Origin of the sequence: Iodobacter fluviatilis, assembly GCF_900451195.1 — a bacterium.
In the GTDB taxonomy this organism is placed as follows: domain Bacteria; phylum Pseudomonadota; class Gammaproteobacteria; order Burkholderiales; family Chitinibacteraceae; genus Iodobacter; species Iodobacter fluviatilis.
This window is the reverse complement of the sequence record NZ_UGHR01000001.1, coordinates 118,958-144,309: the sequence shown is the minus strand read 5'-3', so window position 1 is coordinate 144,309 and position 25,352 is coordinate 118,958. Positions and strand designations below refer to the sequence as shown.

Sequence of the window (25,352 nt, the reverse complement as noted above, 5' to 3'; positions counted from 1 at the left end):
TTTTCTCCTTGATTCTCTGTATTCTCCTAATCTCTATGGTTCAAGATTTGGGTTTTTTAAACTGCCGCCTACAGCAATCTAGGCAGTACGGCCCTTGCATTGGCACTTGTGGCGGCGGCTAGTTCTTCAAGGCTAATCCCGCGTAACTCGGCCAGCACCTCTGCCATCCTGACGAGTTCGCTGGGTTGGTTGCGCTGGCGATCCAGCCAAGCGGGCGGAATATCCGGGGCATCGGTTTCCATTACCAGTGCTTCTAAAGGTAAATCACGGGCCAATTTGCGTATCCGCTGCGAGCCTGAATAAGTCATCGCCCCGCCAAAACCCAGCTTAAAACCCAATGATATAAACACTTCGGCCTGTTGCAGGCTGCCATTAAAGGCATGGGCAATGCCGCCTTTAACCCGCCATTTACGCAAATATTTAAGTAGCGGATCCTGAGCGCGGCGCAGATGCAGCAGCACCGGCAGATCAAAATCCCGTGCCAGCTTAAGCTGGGCTTCCAGTAGCTCTACCTGCCTAGTGGCATCCAAATTGGGCACATAAAAATCCAGCCCAATTTCCCCCACCGCCACTGGCTGATGCTGTTCCAGATAATGCTGCAAAGTCAGCAAATGCTCATCCCGATGCACCGCCGTATAAATCGGGTGCAGGCCAAAAGCCGGAAAGCAGCCATAGCGGGTGCGCATCGTCAGCGCATCGGCAAAAGTCGCCTCACTCACCGCAGGCACCACTATCTGCTGAACCCCTGCCAGCCTTGCTGCCGCCACCACCTCATCCCGGTCTGCGGCAAATTCAGGGGCATCCAGATGGCAATGAGTGTCTATCCACATATGATTTCTCTCGGAAAATCGGCTTAGTCACATCTGTAGGGCGCACTCGAAACTCTGCATGCAACTCGAATAGTTATACAGTGAATGTGCAGTGCGCCATCTCAATAGGCGAAGCACAGCACGCCCTACATGCGGTAATACCGTTCACTTGAGCGGTTTTGACCTTAGCCTCCCCCTTTGTAAAAGGGGGAACTTAAACCAAACGGCTTAAGTGAACGGCATTTCCCTACAAGCGGGGTTTATTTCGAGCAAAAAGCTAAAACAATCAAACTCACCACCAAACTGGCTCAGCCTCTAATGTTACGCCAAATTTTTCTTTCACATCGGCCTGTACGGCTGCGGTGAGTTTAGCTATGTCGTTTTGCGTTGCGCCGCCATGATTGACCAGCACCAAAGCTTGTTTCTGGTACATACCTGCCGGCCCCAGCTGACGGCCTTTCCAGCCAGCACGCTCAATCAGCCAGCCTGCGGCCAGTTTGTAATGATCCGGCCCTGCGGGATAGGAAACCAGCTCTGGATGCGCGGCCAGCACCTGCTCGCGCAGCTCAGCCGCCACGATCGGGTTTTTAAAAAAGCTGCCCGCATTACCAATCACCGCCGGATCAGGCAATTTGCGCTGGCGTACATTAATCACCGCCTGAGCCACTGCGCTGGCCGATGGAGGCAAGTCCAGCGCGGCCAGCTCCTGCCCGATATCGCCATAATTGGTTTTAATGCTGACAGCCTTTGGTAATTTAAAGACGACTTCGCCAATCAGCCATTTGCCTGCTTCGGCCTGCTTAAAACAGCTGTCCCGGTAGGAAAACTGGCATTCTGCCGCGCTAAACACCCGTGCACTGCCATCTTCAAGGCGATAAGCCGTCAGCTCAAACAGGCAATCTTTGACTTCCACCCCATAAGCACCAATATTTTGCACAGGAGCTGCGCCCACTGTGCCGGGGATCAGCGATAAGTTTTCTAAGCCTGCCCAGCCCTGAGCTAAAGTCCAGGTAACAAAGTCATGCCAGTTTTCACCGCCTGCTGCAGCGACATACCATGCTTCATCGTCTTCCCTCAGCAAACGGCGGCCTTTCAGAGCAACAGCAATAACCAATGCATTGATTTTCTCTGGCAAAACCAAATTACTGCCGCCCCCCAGAACGCGCCATGGCAGTGCTTTTAAGCCAGAATGCTGACAAAGTTCAATGAATTGGGCGGGATCAGTCAGCGGAAGAAAATGGCTGGCAACGGCGGGCAAACCGAGGGTATTGGCGTTTTTCAGATCAAAATTATATTGAATGGGCAGCATGGGGAGATCAAATCAAATCAGCAAAGTGGGGATTATCCCCCACTCAGGCAAAAAAAACCCCCATGCCTGAGCACAGGGGTTAAAAGTCTAGCTAGCTTGCTAATTTCACTGACTAGATTTTGTGAGTCTTACTGACGAACCTTGCTCATTGCATTCATCAATGTGCCGGTGCTGTCATCACCATCCAGCGACCAGCTGAATGCGCCACCTAAACCATTGGCTTTAACATAATCAAGCTTGGTCTGGATTACATCGGTTGTATCGTAAGACCAGAATGTATTGCCATCATATTTCCATGATTGCTTGGTAATAGGATGAACAAACACAGATCCCGCCGCATTTTTCAGAACGCGATAGTCCTCAATCCCTGCTTCGTATGTACCCTTAGCCGGGCCTGTTGCAGACTGATACAAGCCATTGTTGACATTAGGCACGCCTGTCCAGCCACGGCCGTAGAAAGGAATACCTAATACGATTTTGCTGGCTGGTGCGCCTGCTGCAATCAGGTTTTTCACTGCGCTGTCGATATTGTATTGCGCTGCTAAACCTGGTTTACCGGTTTTAGGATCGATATAACGCGGGCTGGCAGGATCATTGTAAAGATGCGACTGGAAGTCTGTCGGCCCCTTGGCATCCCAACCGCCATTGAAGTCGTATGACATCAGATTGATCCAATCCAGATACTTGGTGTACTCACCAGGCTCGGTCATGGCAATTTTTTCAGCCCCTGCACCAATCGCTACGGTCAAGCCATACTTCTTGCCTGTTGTTGCGGTCAACGCATCCAGCTGAGCACGGAACTCTTTCAGCAGCAGGGTGTTATTTTGCTTATCGTTCGGTGACACGGTGTTGGTGCCGATCCCTTGCACGCCAGGGTATTCCCAATCGATATCAATCCCATCGAACACGCCTGCAGCTGTGCCTTTACCACCAGCATTAGAGCCTGCATCAAATGGAATATTGCCCTTGATGTAAAGATCGATACAACTGGAAACCAGTTGCTTGCGGCTTGCATCGGTCGCGGAAGCATTCGAGAACCACTTAGACCATGTCCAGCCACCTAAGGAGATAAACACTTTCAGGTTCGGGTTTTTGGCTTTCAGTTTTTTAAGCTGGTTAAAGTTACCTTTCAGGCCACCTTTGCCATCTTCACCCCAAACATCACCCACGCCATCCACGGAATCACTTGCGCCGAAACCTTTCTGGAAGTCGGCCCAGCCATCGCCACCGTCTTGCGAGCCATTTTCTGCCTTAGTCACGATGCCACATTCGTAGCCGCCGTTTTTGGCATAGATATTACCAAAGGCATAATTCAGGAAAGTCATCTTCGCTGCAGAGCCGCTGGTCTGAACATGCTTTACCAGATAGCCACGATCGTAAATGCCCCACTGTGCAAAGTAAGACCCAACTTGCATGCTGCCTGATGGCGTTGGTGCAGGTGTTGGTGTTGGTGTTGGAACTGGCGTTGGCACCGGAGTTGGAACGGGTGTCGGTACTGGTGTCGGTACTGGTGTTGGCACCGGAGTTGGAACCGGTGTCGGAACTGGCGTTGGCACCGGAGTTGGAACAGGTGTCGGTACTGGCGTTGGAACAGGTGTTGGCACCGTTGAGCAAGCACCTAAATCCAGCCATGGCTTACCTGCACCCACATTGGTCGTTGGATCATCGCCCTGAGTCCACCACTGAGCTTTGTAGTTACGGCCTTTATAAGTAACCGATTGTCCGCCGGTATAGGCCGTCGTTGCTGTCCATGTCTGGTAGCAAGCCGATGGTGCGGGTGTAGGAGCAGGCGTTGGCACTGGCGTAGGGCCAGGTGTAGGAACAGGAGTTGGAGCAGGTGTAGGAACGGGCGCAGGTGTTGGCGTACCTGATTGCAAAGCCCAAGGGCCCCACTGATCAGCACCTGGCACATTACCCTTAGTCCACCATTGTGCTTTCCAATCCTTACCACCGTAGCTCACCACTTCGCCACCGGTATAGGTGGTTGCGGCATCCCAAGCAGGCGCCGCAAAAGCTTGCATCACAATAAACGCAGCAGGAATTGCTGCTAAACGACTGTAGTTCGACATAAAGGGAGTCTCCATCCTCTTTAGACTGATTGGCGTTATTCACGCATCTCAACTGGTATTAGCGCCTTCCTACAAGCTGTCAATTCTGCGAAAGCTTCACCTGTATTCAGAGCAGTATCAAGCCAGTTCTCTTTGTAACCGGTCATGATGGGTTTCATTACTCACCATTCTATTTTTCTTGTCAAGCCCTCAATTGTGAATAAAAAAACACCCTCCTGCTTTCACTGCACAGCAGTCTGTTTTAACTACATAGCCAAGCATCATAATCATTGACGCAATGCAGCATTTCATTCAAAAAACTCTGTTTTATATTTAAAATAGCGTTATTCATAAATATTGCATCGCAGCATAATTTTTATTTTTTGTAATTTATATGATTTTATTGGTGTAGTTTTCGCATCAGAATTACATAAATATTTCAATAAAAACCTGTGTGTTTAGCAAAAAAAGTATACATTAAACTGCTTATACTTAATATTTGCTTTCTTGAGTCATACAGAAAAATTCCAAACTTGTAATTAAATACAACAAATTCCTTCCGCCCTGTCAAACACCACTGCAAAAAAGGGCAATTGCAATAATTGGTATTAACTAGAATGAAATATTGATTCAAAAGAAAATAGCAGCAGCGATCACAAGCTATAAAAACAACCATTTAAGTAAATAATATGAAAGAAATTAATTATTTTTTAAATACACTTCTACATTTAATCTTTCTTATTTGGAAAGATTAAATAAGGGGACAGCTGCACTTTGCAGCATCAGGGACGATTGCCCAAATTCCAGCGTGCGCAATACCACTTGCTTTGATTATTAGGAAGCCCAACCAGAACGCTGCCAAACTTGGACAGAAAACGAGGATAGCTCCCCGCCAGCGGGACAAAAGCAAAGCCCATGCTTGCTTCAATATTTTTGCGAACAGTTTCAACTTGATCAGGGATCAGCGCCCCCACCATTAAGGCTCCCGAACTGGGCAAACTCACAAAGACCTCACTGACTTTATTGCCGCCCAAAGAGGCATTCTGTGCTTCAAACCACTCTGCCTCTCCCCATACACGCAGAGGATCGCCTAAATACTGCCGGAAATAACTGCGCCACCATTCATTCGACCATTCACTGCGGCAAGACAAAGCCGCCTCCATCTTATCGCCAAAATGGGTAGGCAATTTTCCTGCTGCGGCAGCGGGCAAAGCCATGCTGAGCAGCAGGGTAAACAATAAATAGCGGCAGGTGATGGCTTTCAATGCAGGCATTGTCCTGATGAATAAATTAAATCGAAAAACGATGACTGCACCGATGTCATTTTTGAAACGCCAAAATCAGGCATTTTCCATAGTGCATGCATTTCGCATCTTTATGATGCAAGTTTATAGTGTGCTGCATCGCCCGGTGGAATCGATGACCGACTGCGCCTTATTTAGCTTAAGAAACACATCATTTATATTGATTTCATCATCTGAAAAGCAATAAGAAACATTGTGCTTAGTTTCAATGTGCAGGTATTTTTTGGCCTGTGAATTGCCTTTTTTTCGAGCGAGATATGTACTCACTACACCAGCAATCAGTAAAGAAAATGCACTAGCCAAATAGTTGTTTTCCTGATTATCAACCCTGCTTTTCTTTTCCTCAGCCGGTTCACCATCAATCCAGTATTTTTTAATGTCATGACAATTAAGACGACAACGCCCCATTTCTACAAAATATTCGCTCATTTTAATACCCTTTTAAACATCTTCTGGCGATAAGCAAAAACAATCAAGTACAAATATTATTAACTTTAATTAAGCCATTTATTGATTTACTGGTGACGATCAGGCTTAAAGACATTAAACACAATGCCCCCCAGCTGAAATTCAAGACCTGTTCCTCCGTGGCCACAATTCCTTTAGGACGAAGTGTTTCAAGATTTGGGTTTTGCCATGCCACAAAGCAAAACATTCCAAAAACTGAATTTAGTCTGACAAACTAGCACAGGCTCAATTTACACGCAAAAAAAAGCTGGGTCACGTGCTTGCACGCCAACCCAGCTTCTTATCATTTCAGTACGGCTTAACCGCTATTACGCAAACCCGCCGCAATGCCGTTAATAGTTAAGTGCACGGCGTGCTGTACATCTTCACTTGCCTCGCCACTGCGTAAGCGTTTGAGCAGCTCTACTTGCAAGTGGTTTAGCGGATCAAGATAAGGCAGTCGGTTATCCAGACTGCGGGCCAGCATAGGGTTATCTGCCAGCAATTCACCATGCTTGGAAATCGCTTGTACCGCATCAACGGTACGCTGCCATTCTGCTTTAATCCGCGTAAAGATACGCTGTGCCAGCTCCTGATCTTGAACCAGCTCAGAGTAACGGGCCGCAATCGCGATATCTGATTTAGCCAGCACCATATCCATATTAGAGATCGTGGAGTTAAAGAACGGCCAGTCACGATAGAGCTGCTGTAAAAGCGCCAAACCTTCATCGCCTGATTCTTTAAGATACTCACTGATTGCAGTACCAAAGCCATACCAGCCCGGCAACATTAAGCGGCACTGGCTCCATGAAAATACCCATGGAATGGCACGCAAATCGCCGATGCTATTGGTGCTCTTACGTGCTGCCGGGCGAGAGCCGATATTCAGGCTCGGAATCTCGTTAATCGGCGTGGCTTCGCGGAAGTAGGTAATAAAGTCAGGCGTTGCGTACACCAAATCACGGTAAGCCTGATAGGCGCTTAAGCTGAGTTTTTCCATCAGCTGACGGCGTTCCATCACATCATTTAATGGTGGTGAGGCCTCAGGGAAGCTGGCTTCCAGCGTGGCGGCAATCAGGATTTCCAAATTACGGCGCCCTACTTCGCGATCCGCATACTTGGCCGTAATCACTTCACCTTGCTCGGTAATCCGGATCTGACCATTCACTGAGCCAGCGGGCTGGGCCAAGATCGCATCGTGCGCAGGGCCACCACCACGACCAACCGTACCGCCGCGGCCATGGAACAAGCGCATTTTAAAGTTAGCCGCCTGAAACACTTCAACCAGCGTGAGCTCTGCTTTATACAGCTCCCAGTTAGAGGTCAGATAACCGCCGTCTTTATTCGAATCCGAATAACCCAGCATCACTTCCTGCACATTGTCCCGACAGCCCAAAAGATTGCGCCACTGTGGAATTGCAAACAGCTCAGTCATGATTTTGCCTGCACTGCGCAAATCAGGAATGGTTTCGAATAAAGGAATGATATTAATTTTGGAAGACAGCTTAGGCGCAAGCTGCACTAGGCCCACTTCCTTCATCAGCACAGCCACTTCCAGCATATCCGAAACCGAATCACAGTTAGAGATAATGTAATTTGGCAGTACCGATGCACCATAACGCGCTTGCACTTCGCTTGCTGCGCGATAAATATCCAACTCTTTTTGCACATCTTCGCTGTATTCAACATAGGCCGAGGTCAAAGGCCGGGCGCTGGATAATTCACGCAGCAGCACCGCACGGCGCGATGCTTCATCAAGGCGCATGTATTCTTCTAAGCCTGCATGGGTAAACAGCTCAGAAATCACTTTTTCATGCATACCGGAATACTGACGCATATCCAGCGGTGCCAGATAAAATCCAAACACCGAAACCGCGCGCTGCAAACGGCGCAAACGGCCATTGGCCAGCAGCGCCGCACCGTGCGCTTTAAGCGAAGCGGCAATCACCGCTAAATCATCCAGCAGCGCTTGCGCATTTGCATATTCAGCCGCATTGGCCACATCGTGCAATTGATGATGGAAAGTGCCAATTTTAACCGCGGTAGCAAAAATACGTGCGCGCACGGCAGAAACAGCCAAGCGATATGGCTCTTCTGATTTACGGTCTTTCTCATCTGTGGCCGAATTTGCCAAGGCCTGCAAAGCGGAATCCACATCCACAATCCTTGTGGACATCGATAATTCGTTTTCCAGCTTCATACACTGCTGGTAGTAGTAATCTAAAGCAATACCAGACTGACGCGACACGGCGTAGCGCAATACATCGCCCGTTACAAAAGGATTACCGTCGCGATCACCGCCAATCCAGCTGCCTACCTGAATAAAGTTAGGCAGGCTGATACTTTGCTCACAGAGCGCCGCAAGTTTGTCTTCCAAATCCAGATAAAGCCGGGGCAATTCGTGCAGGAAGGTATTACGGAAATACGCGGCACCGTTTTCAATCTCGTCCTGAACGGTCAGCTTGAAAGTGCGGATTTCGCGGGTTTGCCACAGGGCCAGTAAAACACGCTCAAGGGCTGCTTTATTATCACTTAACTCTTCCGGCGTCATCGCATAGCGATCGCGCTCGGCTAAAAGCTGCGCCACAGCACGGTGGGAATCCAGAATTGTTTTGCGCTTTACTTCAGTTGGGTGAGCCGTCAGCACGGGAGCAATTAAGCTTTCACCCAGCATGGCAATAATTTCTGCCGCCTTAACCCCCCTGCCTGTTAGGGTATTAATCGCTGCAGCAATACTGCCTCGCTGAGGGCCAGAACCCGCAATCTTGTGCGCGCGGCGGCGACGATTATGGTGTAAATCTTCAGCAATATTAGACAGGTGCGAAAAATAACCAAAACCACGCACCAGGGCAACGGTGGTGGATGGGTCGAGGCCAGATAAAGATTTGGCCAGCATTTTTCCCGCCTCCGGATTACTCCCTTGCACGTAAGACAGGGCGAGTTCACGAATAGACTCTATCTGCTCGGCAGTAGCAATCCCTGCTTGCTCGCGAATGGTCGCAGCGAGTAGTTCAGCGAGTAATTCAAGATCCCGTTTAAGGGGCAGATCTTTATCAGCAATCGTTTCGAGTACGGGCATCAGAGCAATCCAGTTCATGATTGAATCGGGCAAACGGTTTCATTCTAACAAGAACCTGCGGCTTTCACTGATAGATTATTACAAAAAAATATGTACCTGAAATACACGGACTACATTTCAAATAGATGTTTGATCTATAAGGAAATATCTGAAACCCCTCAATCGCACTAGGAAAAAAGTGTGGTTTTTAACACCCAATTTGCTACAAACAAAGCGCATATGCTCATTTAAATGAATAAAGTGCTGAATGCTAAGCCATTATTTAAATGTAAATTTTACAAATTGAGAATCACCTCACCAATAAAATCAAAGTAAATAGTAAGTTCTAAAAAATATAATGGAAAGATTCAATGGCATAATCATGTAATAAAAACACCTGTCGCTTTTTTCATTCGCAAATATTACTGCGCTCACTTTCAGGCTACTGCTATGACGTCTTATCCCTTTCACCTCATCAATACCTTTGCTGAACGGCGTTTAAGTGGGAACCCCATTGTCGTGTTTACCACCGAAGAAATGCCCGACGAGCCAACACGGCAAACGCTGGCATTTCAAATGGGCGTAGCAGAAACCGCATTTATTGCGGCAAACGACACTCAAGTTCATGTGCATTCAACGCAATACATGCTGCCTTTTTCAGTGCAAGCCATGCTGGCCACAGCCGAAGCCTCACACCCCGATGAAACAGGCCTTGCTGCACAGGCATTTAAAACCAATCAAGGGCAAACCTGGCTATTACGCCAGGGGGATCGCTGGTGGAGCCAGCTGGCCACAGCCCATACCCGCCCGGCCCAGCACAGTAATTTAGAAATTGCCTCGGCCCTTGGCATTGCAGCCACAGATATTATTGGCACGCCCTTATTTGTGGATTGCGGGCTGGAGCAGCTCATTGTGCAAGTCAGATCACAGCAATCTGTTTTGCAAGCCAATCCACAGGTCAGCTCGCTGTCTAGGCTGGCAGAAACCAGCAAAAACTTACCTCAGGCCGCCGTATGGTCAAGCGATGGCGACCACATCACTCTCCGTTTTTTTTCCTGCGATGCTTTTCAAGTTTATGAGGATTTTGGAGCAGGCACAGGTGCGGCAAATATTGCGGGATGGATGATGGCATCTGGGCAAAGCGCCCCCTTTAGCCTGAGAATCGAACAGGGGCTGACTATACAACGCCTGATCAGCCGTTTAAGCGTGATTCATGTAGAAGTGGATGCGCAGCGCAATATCCGTGTCGGTGGTAACACACATCGGGTGGGAGGAGGCGTAATTGAATTTTAAGTTTTAAACAGCAGAAACCCGAAGGGATTCGGGGTGGCGCAATAAAATAACAAAGCACTAAGCACCGCTCAGAGCCGGACAATCATGCGGTTAATACAATGCCGGGGCCTGAACAGCCCCGGCTTTTTTTGGCCTGTTGCGCGTCTTACTTCAGCCACCATGTCAGCAATAATCCAGCCAAAAGCGCGGCAATCACGCCCAGCAGCCAGTTACGTTTTTTCTGCTCCCACATCAGGCCGCTATAGCCCGCCATCAATAGCTCAGTGTGATTCTGATCGAGCAGCTCACCCAATTTACGCGGCAGTACCGGCAATAAAGCCGCCCATTGCGGCGCTTCTTTTTTTAGATTGCGCAGCATGCCACGCCAGCCAATTTGGTCTGTCATCCAGCGCTCTAAAAATGGCATGGCGGTTTGCCACAGATCGAGCTCTGGATCGAGCTGACGGCCTAAGCCTTCGATATTTAGCAGCGTTTTTTGCAACAACACCAGCTGCGGCTGAATTTCCACATTAAAGCGGCGCGATGTTTCAAACAGGCGTAGCAACACTTGGCCAAAGGAAATTTGCGAAAGCGGCTTATTAAAAATCGGCTCGCAAACGGTGCGAACCGCCGCTTCTAATTCCTCTACCCGCGTCTCTTTAGGTACCCAACCCGATTCAATATGTGCCGTGGCCACACGGTGGTAATCACGGGTGAAGAAGGCTAAAAAATTAATCGCTAAATACTGCTTATCGCTATCTGATAAGGTGCCGATAATGCCAAAATCCAAGGCAATATAGCGATTATCCGTCGCCACCAAAATATTGCCGGGGTGCATATCGGCATGGAAAAACCCATCTCTGAATACCTGGGTAAAAAAGATTTCCACCCCAAAGCGGGAAAGTTTTTTCAGATCCATCCCCGCCGCCAGCAGCTCGTCAATACGCCCTACCGGAATGCCATCCATCCACTCCATCACAAACACTTCCCGCGCACAAAAGTCGTAGAAGACTTCAGGCACCAAGAGCTGGTTGGAGTTTAAAAAATTACGCCGTAACTGGCTGGCGTTCGCCGCCTCGCGCATTAAATCCAGCTCATCATGCAGATAGCGGTCGAACTCCGCCACCACTTCTCTGGGGCGCAAACGCTTGCCATCAGCCGAGAGTTTTTCGAGCAGCACCGCCATGATGCGCATCAGTGCTAAATCAGATTCAATCACCGGCAGGATATCTGGGCGCAATACTTTCACCGCCACCTGCTGGCCATTATGTAAACGCGCCTTATGCACCTGCGCCACCGAGGCACTCGCCACCGGCGTTTGCTCAAACTCGGCAAACAGCTCATCGAGCTTACGGCCTAAGCTTGTTTCAATCACCGCAACGGCGGTCTCTGCTGCAAAAGGCGGCACATTGTCCTGCAGCTTCGCCAGCTCATCAGCAATATCCAGCGGCATCAGATCGCGGCGGGTGGACAAAACCTGACCAAACTTAACAAAAATCGGCCCCAGCTCTTGCAAAGCCAGCCGCAAACGCTCGGCCCGTGGCGCGCTTAAATCCCGGCCAGACAGCAAGAATTGAATCAGCTTACCCAAGCCACGCACACGCGCATGACCCAGTAAAAACTCATCCAGACCATAGCCAAAAACCACACGGACAATTTTAATTAAACGAGAAAGACGCATTGGTTCAACTTAAGAAAGAGGTGATGCAGGTAAAGGGTTAGCATCGTAGGGCGGGTGAAACCGCATGTGCGCTAAGCAGTTTGGCTCTTAGCAGCGAACAAAAACAAAAGATTATAACTACGCTCTCAATATGGGGCTTAAATCTCCCCTTGAAACACGCCGTAGCGAGGAACAAGCGGGGCGGGGTTTCGGCAAGGGAGCGAGGCAGCGAGCCAATCCCGCCCGCCGCCGACTCGATTGTCCGCAGCGAAGGGGCCTTCGTGTTTCGTGGGGTCGCCTTCTTTTGGTTCTTTTCTTGGCGAAGCAAGAAAAGAACGCCCCCGCGGTGGCTACCGCTCCTAAAATCAATGTGCCGAAGGCACCAAAAAGCTATTTGATTATGCTTAGCCCATTTATTTGAAGACCCCGCCCTACATTAACTTTGAAACCCGCTTTTCCAACCTTGCCAACGCATCGCGTAATTCATCCACATCATTACAAAACTGATTTACATCGCGTTTATGCGCTAAAAGTGGGGCTTCGTCGCGCCAGTATTCGGCTAAGTTCACCACTAATCTGGAGCCCATTGCGCCTGGAATGCCGCCCACTTTTCCTGCGATGCTCACCAGCCTTTGTGTCGCCACATCGCCAATCAGCTTAGATAGCTCTTCTGCCGCATCCCAGCGCAGGCCGCCCAGCACATGGCCAACACGACTGGCTAGCTCGCCATCACCACTGAGGCGCACATGGCGGGCAGCGGCGGTTTTATCCTGCATGCGGCGGGTAAAAAAGCTCAGAGGCAAATCCAGCGTGGCTTCTGCTTCAGCCATACTTTTTGCAAGGCGGCCATCATGCATCAGCACCAGCGTTTCGCTGACCATGGGCAAAGAAATTTTTATCGTACGACCAGCGAATTGCGCCAGCTCAGCCTTCGCTGCCGCGTCCTGCGCCAACAGGCGATTGAGTACGGCGGCCAGCAGCATTAGATTTTTGTCCCTTTATGCAGGGCTACCACGCCACCGGTCATATTATGAAAATCAACGCGGCCAAAGCCTGCATCTTTCATCATTTGCTTAAGTGTTTCTTGATCGGGGTGCATGCGAATCGATTCAGCCAGATACTGGTAAGAATCTGCATCGTTTGCCACCAGCTTGCCCATAAATGGCAGCAATTTAAACGAGTAGATATCGTATGCGGGCTTAAGCGGCGCCCATACTTTAGAGAACTCCAATACCAGCAAACGCCCGCCCGGCTTAAGCACGCGGCACATTTCAGCCAAGGCCACATCTTTGTGCGTCATATTTCGCAGGCCAAACGCCACCGATACACAGTCAAAATAATTGTCTGGAAACGGCAGTTTCTCTGCATCGCACTGCGCCACCGGCAGGGCATAGCCTTGGTCCAGCAGGCGATCACGCCCCACTCCCAGCATGGAGCTATTGATATCGGTTAGCCATACCTGGCCGGTTTTACCCACTTTTTTAGCAAAAGCTTTAGATAAATCGCCCGTACCACCAGCAATATCCAGCACCTTGTCACCGGCTTTCACACCACTGGTTTCAATGGTAAAAAACTTCCAGATGCGATGTAAACCACCGGACATTAAGTCATTCATCACATCGTATTTTTTTGCCACCGAATGAAAAACCTCAGCGACTTTCTGCGCTTTTTCGGATTCGTTAACCGTTTTAAAACCAAAATGGGTACTTGGATCGCTCATTATTTTCTCTCATCAGATGGCGGTTACACTCGCCATTGCACGTAAATCGCTTTAATTTCATGTGTTAGCGCCAAACTACAGTGTTCTTGAAGCCCCGGCCTCGACAAGCTTATCTAAATAGGCCTGCCAGTTTACCGCCTGATTACGCCCCAGCTCATAAAGATGGTCCCATGAGTAAAGCCCTGAATCATGGCCGTCATCAAATACCAGTTTCACTGCGTAATGACCCACCGGCACAATATCAATAATATTGACGTCCGCCTTCCCAAGCTGCAATGTTCCGGGGCCTGCTCCGTGGCCACGCACTTCAGCAGAAGGGCTGTATACCCGCAGATATTCACAGGGCAGAATAAAACAGCTGCCCTCATCAAAATGAATCTCCAGCTGCTTTGAAGCCTGATGAAGTTTTATCTCAACAGGCAAAGGGGTTGTTTTTGATAGTCCAGACATGGGCAGGAAAGCTCTTTGATGTAACCCCCGCATAATACCCCGCTTCAGTCCTTTGCTAACAGCAGCTTGCACGCCAATCCGCACGGGCAGAGTGTAAAAAATACGACACAGGCAATAAAAATAAGACCACTTTTGGCATACTTGTCATATTAAATACATATTCAGGCCTTAATCTTGCAACAAATGTGGAACTTTATTCCGCGAGGTCAATCGCTATGCCTGCTAATATTTTACTTGTTGAAGACGAACCCGCCATTCAAGAGCTGATTGCTTTCAATCTGTCTCAAGCAGGCCACCATGTGATGCGTGCCGACTCCGCAGAAAGCGCACAAAACATCGTTAGAAACGCCCTGCCCGATTTAATTCTGCTCGACTGGATGCTACCCGGCATGACCGGCATCGATTTTGCCAAGAAGCTGCGCTCTGAAGAACGTACCCGGCAAATTCCTTTGATCATGCTCACCGCCCGCTCGGACGAGCAAGATAAAGTCATCGGCCTTGAAACAGGCGCTGATGATTACATTACCAAGCCTTTTAGCCCGCGCGAATTGCAAGCACGCATTAAGGCAGTGCTGCGTCGCCGAGCACCGCAAATTACTGATGACACCGTTGAAGTGCAGGGCCTGCGCCTTGATCCTGCTACACACCGTGTCACCGGCAATAGCGAAACCATCGATCTTGGCCCTACTGAATTTCGCTTACTGCACTTTTTTATGACTCACCCGGAACGCGTGCATTCGCGTGCCCAATTGCTTGATCATGTCTGGGGCGATCACGTATTTGTAGAAGAACGTACGGTTGACGTGCATATCCGCCGCCTGCGCTCTGCCTTGGAATCAACTAACTTTGACCGTTTGATTCAAACTGTACGCGGTACAGGCTACAGACTGTCTGCTCACAATAATTAAGCATTCATTTAACGACAAGCCCTTGGTTTAGCGATAAAATCCTTACATAAAGCTTTAAAAGAAATACAAAATTCTTTATGGATAAAGCTGGACGCCTTGTAAGCCTTAGTATTTTTAAAAGGCGAGTGTTTTACTCTGGATATAAAACCGAATGCTTTGGCTACGATCTCTGATTCATTACCTGACAATGGCGGTTTTTTCTGCCTCCATTGGTGCTATTTTTGGTCTGACTTATGGCATGGCCACCGCGATAGGTCTTTTATCTTGTTCAGTTCTGTATCACTTGGTGAATCTTGGCCGCTTACACCGCTGGGTAGAAGACTCCCGGGTGGATAATGTGCCGAGTGGCATTTTGCTCTGGCAGGAAGTGTTCGACCGGGTTTACAACCAGGTCAGGCTGCAAAGCAAAATTAAGGAACGCCTCACCAATACGCTGGATCGCTTTACCAATGCCAGCGAGGCCCTGCCCGATGGCGTGGTGATTCTGGATGAGCACGACAGAATCGAATGGTGTAACCGGTCTGCCGCCCAGCATATGGCTATTAACCGTGTGAGCGATGTCTGGCAAGTGATCAGCAATATTGTCCGCCATCCATCCCTGCGCGAATATCTGCGCAGCCAGGATTTTGCCCATCCTCTGGTTTTACATACTCACCGCCCGCAAGAGCAGGTCTTATCCGTGCAGCTCGTTCCTTTTGATTCCAGCCGTAAGCTTCTTTTATCACGCGATATTACCCAGCTGGATCGCGTCCAGACCGTACACCGCGATTTCGTCGCCAATGTTTCGCACGAGCTGCGTACCCCGCTAACGGTTGTGGGTGGTTTTATCGAAACCATGATCGATATGCCCGATACCGATCCGGAAACACGCGGCCAGCATTTACAGCTGATGTACGATCAAACTCAGCGGATGCAGCGTCTGGTTGACGATTTACTGACCCTTTCCCGATTGGAAAGTGGCCAACAGATGCGTGAAGAAGAAGTCGATGTGCCGCAATTGATGCGCCTCTTGGCTGCCGAAGCCGAGGGCCTGTCGCAAGGCCGCCATATCGTGACCATAGGCCAACTCGATGCAATCCGTTTAATTGGCAATCACGACGAGCTGCATTCAGCTTTTGGCAATTTAGTTTCCAACGCCATCCGCTACACACCGAATGGTGGCGAGATTACCCTGTCATGGAATCTTAGCTTTGAGCACGGCTTATTCAGCGTAAAAGACTCAGGCATCGGCATCTCCCCCGAGCACCTGCCCCGCCTGACCGAACGCTTTTACCGGGTTGACCGAGGCCGCTCACGCTCCACCGGTGGCACGGGGCTGGGCTTAGCCATCGTGAAACACATCATCCAACGCCACCAAGCCCAATTACTGGTGCAATCCAAATCAGGCGAAGGCAGCGTGTTCTCAGTGAAATTCCCGCCACAGCGATTGATTAATAACTGATCAACGATGAGCCAGAGGCATCTGCACAACGCCGTGGCGTCAATCCGGCGCTGTAGAGCTTCCCCCTTTATCAAAGGGGGATTGAGGGGGATTTTCCTTTGGTTTTTTGCTTATTTAAGCCCAACATCAACTACAAAATCCCCCCTGCCCCCCCCTTTTTTCAAAGGGGGGCACAAGTACTACTGACTTGTGTAGATTCTTATCCCAAAAAACTGCCAGCCTGTTCTTTGTCCTTATTTATTAATATCTCTCCCTGTCAATCCCCATTCCCACAAAAAAATAGTAAAAAATAGTCAAAATTATTGCGTGATCACAAATGCGTAAGCCTCGGGGATAGGGGATAATTTAAATTGAGCATCAACCTTTCCCATCTCTTATTTGAGGCGTCACCCATGAGCAAAATCGCTGCTATTAAGCCCCTAGGTCAAAGCATCTGGCTGGATAATTTATCGCGTGGTCTGATTCAATCTGGTGAACTTGCCAAAATTCTGAAAGAAGACGGCATCATGGGGGTGACATCTAACCCGGCCATTTTCTATAAATCTATCAGCTCTGATCCGCTTTATACCGGCGACTTGGCAGAATTAAAAAAACAAGATTTAACTGCTGAACAACGCTACGAAGCGCTAGTGATTCCTGATCTGCAGGCTGCTTGCGATGTAACCCGCTCGATTTACGATGAAACCAAGGGTAAAGACGGCTATGTATCGCTGGAAGTATCCCCAACACTGTCGCACGACGCAGTCGGCACCATTGCCAACGCAAAACGCCTGTGGGCAGCCATTAATCGCCCTAATCTGATGATCAAAGTTCCAGCGACTTCCGCTGGCGTGATTGCGATTGAAGAGCTCATTGCCTCTGGCCTGAATATCAACGTCACCTTGATGTTTAATCTGAAACACGTTGACGAAGTACTCACCGCCTATATCCGCGGCTTGGAAGCACGCGTAGCCGCTGGCCAACCGGTTGATCACGTTCACGCCGTTGCATCGGTATTCTTATCCCGTGTAGACAGCCTGATTGATCCGCAACTGGAAGAAATCGGCACACCAGAAGCACTGGCACTACGCGGCCAAGTGGCAAAATCCTTTGTTAAAGTCTCTTACGAGCATTACAAAAAGCTCTTCCACGGCACACGCTTTGCTGCACTGAAAGCACTGGGCGCAAACCCGCAACGCATGCTGTGGGCCTCTACCGGCACCAAAAACAAAGCTTATAGCGATGTAATGTACGTAGCAGATCTGATCGGCCCAGAAACAGTGAACACTGTGCCAGATGCAACACTGGCACTGTTCCGCGACCACGGTGTAGCCGCGCTGACGCTGGAAACAGGGACAGAGCAAGCCATCGCCAATATGGCCGTACTGCGTAAACTAGGCATTAACTACAATCTGCAAGGCGAGCAGCTGCAAACCGAAGGCCTGAAGCAATTTGATGATGCCTTTATCAAACTGCTGGAACTGACTGCTTAAATCTGCATAATTTGAAGTAGCAGGAGCGCACAGGGTGCGCTCTTTTTTTGCCTGATAACAACAAGCTGGCTACAAATTTTTATCAAGCCCAGAAAATTAAATAACAACGATCAAAAACTGAATCAAAACTACATAAAAGTACAAAAACCATGTTCATTGCGCATATCCCTTCGGGCTATATTTACGCGGTATCTATTTTAAAAAATATTAAAAAAACAAAGATAGCAACACATCATATTATTCTTTCTGCCGTACTAGGGGCAGTCCTTCCTGATTTTGATCTTATATACTTTTATTTATTTGACCATCGCCAGACGCACCACCATAAATATATAACGCACTGGCCTTTGCTATGGATTTCTTTAGCTCTTATTTCGTATGCAATCTATGCCTGCTCTTCGCAAAAAAAGCTGGGATTACTCTCTCTTATTACTTGCACATCCTGCATCCTGCATATGGTTTTAGATACTGTTGTTGGAGATATCTGGTGGTTTTTTCCATTTATAGATCAACCCTTTGCTCTGTTTACCGTAAATGCCCTCTATAAGCCCTGGTGGCTTAATTTTATGCTGCATTGGTCATTCGCTTTAGAGCTGATCATTTGTAGCTTAGCAAGCTTCATTTACATTAAGCGTAAAAAGAACAATTGATTGTTTCTTCGCTGTGATCAGCCCAATATCTCCCCAGAAATTTGGGCTGACTGTGCTTTTCCACCCTAAGCACTCTTCGCTTTACGAATCAGCAGATAAAGCAAATACACCATCAATACCGGCACAGCCAATGAAATCAGCGCGGGTAGCAGGCAGGCCAAAACGGCGAACAGGCCAATGGCCAGAATAAGGATGGCTACACCAGAAAATACGAAGAATAAAATTGCGCCCACAATCAGTAATACGGGAATAGCGATCAGCAGATCAGCACCACTGCTTGTCCATTCCCAGCTATCCCCATCGCCGCTAAAGCTTAAATTCATACTGTGATTAAAAAAATCTGCCCCCACGTAAATGGCCAGCAACAGCAGCAATAATGCAATCAGTATATTTTTCATCGCTAAGCCCAATACCCTCTGTTGGAATAACTTCAGTATGCAATCACGGCGAACAGATGAAAACGGCAGAAAGACAGATTGCCATTTGAGCAGATCAGACTGCAAATTTCGCATACTGAAATGCAGCCAGTGGCGAATTTGCACACTCTTTGCCTGAAAAACGGCTTTCCCAAGCAGGGCAATAGATTAGCTCTTACAATTTCAATAGCTGGCAAATCAAGCACAGGTTGAATTTTACAGGCGGGGTGAAACCCGCTGTTTTCAATACTATTTATGCGTTTGGCGAGTCTCACCCGCCCTAACAATAGCCGAGCCCCATGATGAACAAAGCCTTGCAGATTTGCTTGCCCGCTTTCCAGCTTTTATCTCGCGGAATATCCTGGGTATTAACCCTGCTGTTTGGTGAAGTGAACTGGCAAGCGCCGGGCTGGCTCAAAAAACTAGCACGGTGGCTAGAGGCAGCAGTGAGCTGGATGCGTGCCAAGCCTAAGCAGGCGGGGATTGCCGCGCTGACGCTTGCCCTAATGGCAACGGGCGGAACCATGGGCTGGCGCTGGTATCAGGCTCAACCCAAACCGCAGCGGGTGAGCTATGTAGTCACAGCACCAGAGCTGACTCCTTATGACGAAAAAGACCGGCCGCAGCCTTTGCCGCTGGTGGTGGAATTTAACGAATCCGCAGCACCACTTAAGCAAATCGATCAACCCGCAGGCGATGGCGTGCAATTGTCCCCCGCTCTGGCAGGCAGCTGGGTGTGGGAAGGCGATAGAAAACTGGTTTTCCGCCCCAAGGCCGACTGGCCGATTGATGCCGAATTTGAAGTCTCGCTCGCCAAGAAAAAACTCTTTGCCGAAAGCGTTAAGCTCGAGGAATACAGCTTTACTTTCAAGACCGCGCCCTTTGCCGCCAATGTGGCGGAATCTCGCTTTTACCAAGACCCACGCGACGCTAATCTTAAAAAACTGGTCGCCACCTTACACTTCAGCCATCCGGTAGACCCTGCCAGCATTCAAAAAAACATCAGCCTGAAGCTCGGCGGCGGGCTGAGCTACCAAAGCGATAAAGTACCCCCCTATTCGATCAGCTTTGATAAAGCCAAGCTCAACGCTTTTATTCATTCCGCACCGCTTACCGTACCCAAAGAAGACAGCGATATTCTGCTCACCCTGGCAAAAGGCGCTCAGGCCGCGCAGGGCGGCAATGCACTGGATGCAGAATTAAGCAGCAAAATCAGCGTGCCCGGCCTCTACAGCCTGCGCTTTGATCAGGTAAAAATGTTGCTGGCCGACAATGAGCGCTACGAGCCAGAGCAAGTGGTCATGCTCAGCAGCAATGTGCCAGTTTCTGAAGCGGCACTTAAAGGCAAAGTACGCGCCTGGCTGCTGCCTGAATATCCACCTAATACGCCTAAGGAAGATCAGCGCGGCGTGTATCAATGGGGGGCCAGCCAAGTTGGGCAGGCTGTACTGACACAAGCCTTGGCGCTGAAAGCGCTGCCGGGTGAGGAAGAGTTCGGCACGCAGCATAGCTGGAAGTTCTCTGCCCCTGTCGGGCGCTCGGTGTTTTTACAAGTAGATGCCGGTGTGCAGGCCTTTGGCGGCTATCAGTCTGGCAAGGTAATGACGCAGGTGTTTCAGGTTGCGCCTTATCCCAAAGCCATCAAGCTGCTATCTAATGGCGCGCTGCTTTCTATGGCTTCGGATAAAAAAGTGGCTTTTGTGGCGCGTGGCCTCAGCGGCGTTCGTATCGAAGTGGGCCGCTTATTGCCTAATCAGCTGCATCATTTAGTCGACCAAAATAACGGCAACTTTGCCAAGCCGGAAATTGCCGATCAGTATTTAGATACTTTGGTTGAGCGTTTCACCGAAGAGCGTACCCTGCCCGCCACCGACCCCGGCAAGCCTTATTACGACAGCATCGACCTCACCCGCTATCTGGCCGATAAAACGGGCAACCGTCGCGGCGTATTTATGCTGAAACTCACGCCTTTTGATCCTAAAGCACCTAAAAACCGAGAAGACGAGCCGAGCGACAGCCGCTTTATTTTGGTTTCTGATTTAGGCGTGCTCGCCAAAACAGCGGTGGACAATAGCAACGATGTCTTTGTGCAATCCATCTCCAGCGGCGAAGCGATTGCTGCGGCCACAGTAGAGGTCATCGGCCGCAACGGGCAAACCGTGGCCAGCAGCCAGACCGATGCGCTGGGCCGTGCTCATTTCCCTGCGCTTAAAGATTTGGCACGCGAAAAAGCGCCGCTGATGTATTTGGTAAAACAGAGCGACGATGTGTCGTTTCTGCCGATCAACCGCTACGACAGGCAGCTCAATCTATCGCGCTTTGATATTGGCGGCGTGGCCAATGCCGTTTCCGCACAGCAGCTTTCCAGCTTTGTATTTTCAGACCGAGGCATGTACCGCCCCGGCGAAACCGCCCATATCCACAGCATTACCCGCACCGCCAACTGGGCAGGCGCTTTGGCGGGCTTGCCGCTGGAAATCGAGATCACCGATCCACGCGGGCAGACAGTTAAAAAAGACAAAATCAAGCTCTCTAACAGCGGCTTTGACAGCGTTGATTTTGCCAGCAGCGAAACCTCACCCAGCGGCGATTACCAAATCGGCGTTTATCTGGTCAAAGGCAAAGAGCGTGGCGAACAAATCGGTAGCGGCAGCATCAAAATCAAAGAGTTTGAGCCAGACCGCATGAAGGTGAACGCCACGCTGAGCAATGCGCCGGTGGAAGGCTGGATTAAGCCCGAAGACATCAAAGCCAATGTCAAAGTAATGCACCTATTTGGCAGCCCGGCCGGTGGGCGGCGCGTAGAAGGCGAAATGATCTTAACGCCCAGCGTGCCTGCCTTTGCAGCCTTTGCCCAATATCGCTTCAGCGAAGCGGGCCAGTTGAAAGAGCCATTCAGAGATGCCCTGCCATCGGCCACCAGCAACGATCAAGGGGACGCCGAGCTAACGCTGAATCTAGCGCGCTTTGCCCGCTCCACCTATCAGCTGCATTTAACTGCCCGCGCTTTTGAATCTGGCTCTGGCCGCGGTGTGGCGGCAGAAAGCGCCGTGCTGGTTTCATCTGCCCCCTATTTAGTCGGGGTAAAAAGCGATGGCGAGCTGGGCTATATCCAGCGCAATGCCAAACGTGCAGCACACTGGCTGGCAATAGCCCCCAACCTTAAACCGATCGCAGCAGATCAGCTCACCCTAAGCTGGGTAGAGCGCAAATATGTGTCGGTGCTGGTGAAGCAATCCGATGAAACTTACAAATACCAATCGCGAAAAAAAGAAATAAATCGCGAGAGCAAACCGCTCAGCCTACCCGCCAGCGGCAGCAATCTAACCCTACCCACCGCCGAGCCGGGTGATTTTGCGCTAGTGGTGAGAGGGCCGGATGGCGCAGAGCTAAACCGTATCGAATACACCGTAGTGGGTGCGGCCAATATTGCCCGCTCTTTAGAGCGCAATGCCGAGCTACAACTGACCTTAAATAAGAAAGACTACAAACCCGGTGACGAGATCGAGATCAATATCCGCGCGCCCTATACCGGTGCAGGGCTGATCACTATCGAGCGCGATAAAGTCTATAGCCACGTTTGGTTTAAGGCCGACACCACCAGCTCGGTGCAAAAAATCACCCTACCTAAAGACTTTGAAGGCAATGGTTATATCTCGGTGCAATTTATCCGCAGCCCAAGCAGCGATGAAGTCTATATGAGCCCGCTTTCCTACGGGGTAGTGCCGTTTGCGGTGAATTTAGACGCAAGGCGCTTAGATGTAAAAATCGCCAACGCCAAGGAAGTAAAACCGGGGCAAAAACTGGAGCTTAAAGTATCCAGCAATCAAGAAGCCCGCGTGGTGGTGTTTGCCGTGGACGAAGGCATCTTGCAGGTGGCGCGTTATAAAACGCCTCAACCGCTGGACTTTTTCTTCCAAAAACGCGCCTTGGATGTACGCACCAGCCAAATTCTGGATCTGATCCTGCCGGAATTCTCGCGCCTGATGCAGGGCGCAGCACCGGGAGGAGATGCCGCTGGCGCACTTGGCAAACACCTTAATCCCTTTAAACGTAAACGCCAGCCTGCTGTAGCGTGGTGGTCGGGGCTGATCGATGTGGGGCCGCAGGGCAAAACGCTGAGCTATACCGTGCCAGATACCTTTAACGGCAAATTACGGCTGATGGCCGTGGCGGTAACGGCGGATAAAATCGGCGTATTTGAAGGCGGCACGCAAGTACGCGGCGATTTAATCCTTAGCCCGAATGTGCCTTATGCACTGGCCCCCGGCGATGAATTTACCGTTAGCGTGGGCGTGTTTAATAATCTGCGCGCACCGGGCAAGGCCGCGGTGCAGCTGAAGCTAGACGCCGATGCCGCCTTTACGCTGATCTCGCCAGCACTTCAAAACCTGAGCATAGATGGGCAGCGCGAAGCCAATGCCGAGTTCCGCCTAAAAGCCAACGGGGTGCTGGGCTCTGGCTCGCTGCGCTTTACCGCCAGCAGCGGTGGTAAACAAGGGATTGCCCGAGACGCCGTCAGCATCCGTCCGGCTGTGCCCTACTCCACCAAGCTAACTGTCGGGCGCTTTGATAAGAGTAGCGAGGAAGTCGCACTCAGCCGCGTGCTATTTAACGAGCATCGCAAGGTGATCGCTGGCGTGGCAGGCTCGCCCTTAGTTTGGGCTCAGGGTTTGGCCGGCTATCTGGATGGCTACGGCTATAGCTGCACCGAGCAGGTGATTAGCAAGGGCTTCCCCGCCCTGCTGCTGCCTAACTTAGACAGGGCCAAAACGCAGGCCGCGTTTAGCAAGCTGAGCCAAATCCTTGCCGAGCGGCAAAATGACGATGGCAGCTTTGGCCTATGGGCCAGCAACCCAGATATCTCACGCTTTGCCTCGGTGTACGCTGTGCATTATCTGCTGGAAGCGTCTGAGCGTGGCCTGCCAGTCAGCCGCGATATGCTGGCCAGAAGCAATGCCTGGCTGGAGCAACTGGCCACCGGCAGCAGCCAGAATCTGGCCGAGGCCAGAGAGCGTGCTTACGCGATTTACCTCTTAAGCCGCCAAGGCACCATGACCAGCGGCATGATCGCGTCCTTACAACAGGAGCTGGAAGCGCATCACGCGAAGACTTGGCAGCAAGATCTAACCGCCGCCTATTTGGCCGCCAGCTATAAGCTGCTCAAACAGGATGCCTTGGCAAATAAACTCTTTAAAGCCGTGCCTTGGCGCTTGATTGGTAAAAATAATCAGGCCGTAACCTATTACGACCCCACCGTGCACGACGCCCAGCGCCTCTATTTACTGGCTCGCCACTTTAAAGAGCAGCTGGGCAGCGTACCCGCCAGCGAGTTGAGCGAATTAGGCAAGGCCATCAGCAGCCAAAACTATCACTCGCTGTCTGCGGCCTATCTGATGCTGGGTCTGGAAGCCTTTGGCGCTAATGCGGGCACATTTACGCTGGCCGAAGTGGATAAAAGCGGCAAGGTGACTGGTTTAGATATAAAGCGGTTAGAAAACAGCGCCGCACTATCCACCAGCGCCCACCGTGCTCGCTTCGGTAAAGAAGGCGCACTGCCCGGCTTTTATCTGCTCAGCGAATCAGGCTTTGATAAAACCCCACCAAGCGCCGCCATTAAGCAGGGCGTAGAAGTCATCCGTGAATACACGGATCTCACCGGTAAAGTGATCAGCAAGGTAAAAATAGGCGAAGAATTTTTAGTCCGCCTGCGTTTGCGCGCAGATCAGCCCGCTTCCCAAATGGCGATTGTTGAGCTGCTGCCCGGCGGCGTAGAAATCGTGCCATCGCCTAAAGAAGAAGCACCGGAAGCGATCGAGGTGGAGGGCGAAGGTGAGGGAGAAGCACCGCAGCGCCCGGCATGGCAAGCGCCGCTGGGTGAAAAGCAATCCAACTGGCGGCCGGATTACCTTGATATGCGGGACGACAGAATCGTGCTGTACGGCAGCATCAGCAAAGACGCCGCCACCTTCGTCTACCGCCTGCGCGCCACCCACGCCGGTGTATTTACCAGCCCGGCACCTTACGCAGAAGGCATGTACAGCAAACAACAAGGCCGTGGCATGGCCGGGAAACTGGAAATTGTGAAGCCTTGATATGGCGGCTTTTCTGGCTAATGCCGTTCACTTAAGGTATTGGTTTTGCTTCCCCCTTTGTAAAAGGGGGATTGAGGGGGATTTGCCTTTGGTTTTTTTCTGATTTAAGCCCAACATCAAAGCAAATCCCCCCTCGCCCCCCTTTTACAAAGGGGGGAACTCAAGCAACACTGCTTAAGCTCAGTGCACCCAGACAGTTTCAAATAAAGGTAGGGCGGATGCAACCCGCCGCTTTCTAACTCAAATAACCCTGAATATTGAAACGTAGGGAAAGCCTCGGGCTTACATATCAA

The 25,352-nt window shown here is 50.3% G+C and carries 17 protein-coding genes; 6 read left to right on the top strand and 11 right to left on the bottom strand.

The window, feature by feature from the left end:
- Positions 1 to 68: 68 nt before the first annotated feature.
- From DYD62_RS00600 to ppc, 6 genes are all read right to left on the bottom strand, one after another.
- Positions 69 to 830, bottom strand: coding sequence for a TatD family hydrolase (locus tag DYD62_RS00600; protein ID WP_115225596.1), 762 nt, complete (start codon positions 828 to 830; stop codon positions 69 to 71).
- A 271-nt stretch (positions 831 to 1,101) separates the two neighbouring features.
- A complete protein-coding gene (murB, locus tag DYD62_RS00595; RefSeq protein WP_165928568.1) occupies positions 1,102 to 2,118 on the bottom strand; it encodes a UDP-N-acetylmuramate dehydrogenase in 1,017 nt (338 codons plus the stop codon).
- 128 nt (positions 2,119 to 2,246) lie between these two features.
- A complete protein-coding gene (locus DYD62_RS00590) occupies positions 2,247 to 4,187 on the bottom strand; it encodes a glycosyl hydrolase family 18 protein (protein ID WP_233702850.1) in 1,941 nt (646 codons plus the stop codon).
- Positions 4,188 to 4,948: 761 nt separating this feature from the next.
- Positions 4,949 to 5,440 carry a hypothetical protein gene (locus tag DYD62_RS00585; RefSeq protein WP_115225595.1) on the bottom strand — a complete coding sequence of 164 codons (492 nt, stop codon included), beginning with the start codon at positions 5,438 to 5,440 and terminating at the stop codon, positions 4,949 to 4,951.
- 114 nt (positions 5,441 to 5,554) lie between these two features.
- Positions 5,555 to 5,899: a hypothetical protein gene (locus DYD62_RS00580; protein WP_115225594.1), complete on the bottom strand. Its 345-nt coding sequence runs from the start codon at positions 5,897 to 5,899 to the stop codon at positions 5,555 to 5,557.
- Between the two features lie 337 nt (positions 5,900 to 6,236).
- Positions 6,237 to 9,014 (bottom strand): phosphoenolpyruvate carboxylase, encoded by a 2,778-nt coding sequence (gene ppc / locus DYD62_RS00570; RefSeq protein ID WP_115225592.1) that lies wholly within the window; start codon positions 9,012 to 9,014, stop codon positions 6,237 to 6,239.
- Positions 9,015 to 9,425: 411 nt separating this feature from the next.
- Here ppc and DYD62_RS00565 point away from each other — a divergent pair, with 411 nt between their 5' ends.
- A complete protein-coding gene (locus DYD62_RS00565) occupies positions 9,426 to 10,268 on the top strand; it encodes a PhzF family phenazine biosynthesis protein (protein WP_115225591.1) in 843 nt (280 codons plus the stop codon).
- 145 nt (positions 10,269 to 10,413) lie between these two features.
- Here the strand turns inward: DYD62_RS00565 and ubiB are convergent, their stop codons facing one another.
- From ubiB to DYD62_RS00540, 4 genes are all read right to left on the bottom strand, one after another.
- On the bottom strand, positions 10,414 to 11,928 hold the full coding sequence (gene ubiB, locus DYD62_RS00560) for a ubiquinone biosynthesis regulatory protein kinase UbiB (protein WP_115225590.1): 1,515 nt from the start codon (positions 11,926 to 11,928) through the stop codon (positions 10,414 to 10,416).
- Positions 11,929 to 12,338: 410 nt separating this feature from the next.
- Positions 12,339 to 12,890, bottom strand: a complete 552-nt coding sequence (locus tag DYD62_RS00550; protein ID WP_115225588.1) for a ubiquinone biosynthesis accessory factor UbiJ — start codon at positions 12,888 to 12,890, stop codon at positions 12,339 to 12,341.
- Positions 12,890 to 13,627, bottom strand: coding sequence for a bifunctional demethylmenaquinone methyltransferase/2-methoxy-6-polyprenyl-1,4-benzoquinol methylase UbiE (gene ubiE, locus DYD62_RS00545; protein ID WP_115225587.1), 738 nt, complete (start codon positions 13,625 to 13,627; stop codon positions 12,890 to 12,892). The genes DYD62_RS00550 and ubiE overlap by 1 nt, the downstream gene beginning before the upstream one ends.
- Before the next feature lie 75 nt (positions 13,628 to 13,702).
- Positions 13,703 to 14,077 carry a gamma-butyrobetaine hydroxylase family protein gene (locus tag DYD62_RS00540; RefSeq protein ID WP_115225586.1) on the bottom strand — a complete coding sequence of 125 codons (375 nt, stop codon included), beginning with the start codon at positions 14,075 to 14,077 and terminating at the stop codon, positions 13,703 to 13,705.
- A 215-nt stretch (positions 14,078 to 14,292) separates the two neighbouring features.
- Here DYD62_RS00540 and phoB point away from each other — a divergent pair, with 215 nt between their 5' ends.
- The 4 genes from phoB to DYD62_RS00520 all read left to right on the top strand — a co-directional run bounded on the left by phoB (position 14,293) and on the right by DYD62_RS00520 (position 18,548).
- Positions 14,293 to 14,985 (top strand): phosphate regulon transcriptional regulator PhoB, encoded by a 693-nt coding sequence (gene phoB / locus DYD62_RS00535; protein ID WP_046352408.1) that lies wholly within the window; start codon positions 14,293 to 14,295, stop codon positions 14,983 to 14,985.
- A 151-nt stretch (positions 14,986 to 15,136) separates the two neighbouring features.
- Complete coding sequence (gene phoR, locus DYD62_RS00530) at positions 15,137 to 16,426, top strand: phosphate regulon sensor histidine kinase PhoR (RefSeq protein WP_115225585.1); 1,290 nt, start codon at positions 15,137 to 15,139, stop codon at positions 16,424 to 16,426.
- Between the two features lie 392 nt (positions 16,427 to 16,818).
- Positions 16,819 to 17,898, top strand: a complete 1,080-nt coding sequence (gene tal / locus DYD62_RS00525) for a transaldolase (protein WP_115225584.1) — start codon at positions 16,819 to 16,821, stop codon at positions 17,896 to 17,898.
- A 149-nt stretch (positions 17,899 to 18,047) separates the two neighbouring features.
- Positions 18,048 to 18,548, top strand: coding sequence for a metal-dependent hydrolase (locus DYD62_RS00520; RefSeq protein WP_115225583.1), 501 nt, complete (start codon positions 18,048 to 18,050; stop codon positions 18,546 to 18,548).
- Between the two features lie 65 nt (positions 18,549 to 18,613).
- On the opposite strand, the gene DYD62_RS00515 is transcribed toward DYD62_RS00520, so the two are convergent.
- A complete protein-coding gene (locus DYD62_RS00515) occupies positions 18,614 to 19,060 on the bottom strand; it encodes a hypothetical protein (protein WP_132038585.1) in 447 nt (148 codons plus the stop codon).
- A gap of 203 nt (positions 19,061 to 19,263) precedes the next feature.
- Here DYD62_RS00515 and DYD62_RS00510 point away from each other — a divergent pair, with 203 nt between their 5' ends.
- Entirely contained in the window at positions 19,264 to 25,059 is a 5,796-nt protein-coding gene (locus DYD62_RS00510) for an alpha-2-macroglobulin family protein (protein ID WP_207916251.1), read from the top strand.
- Positions 25,060 to 25,352 lie beyond the last annotated feature (293 nt).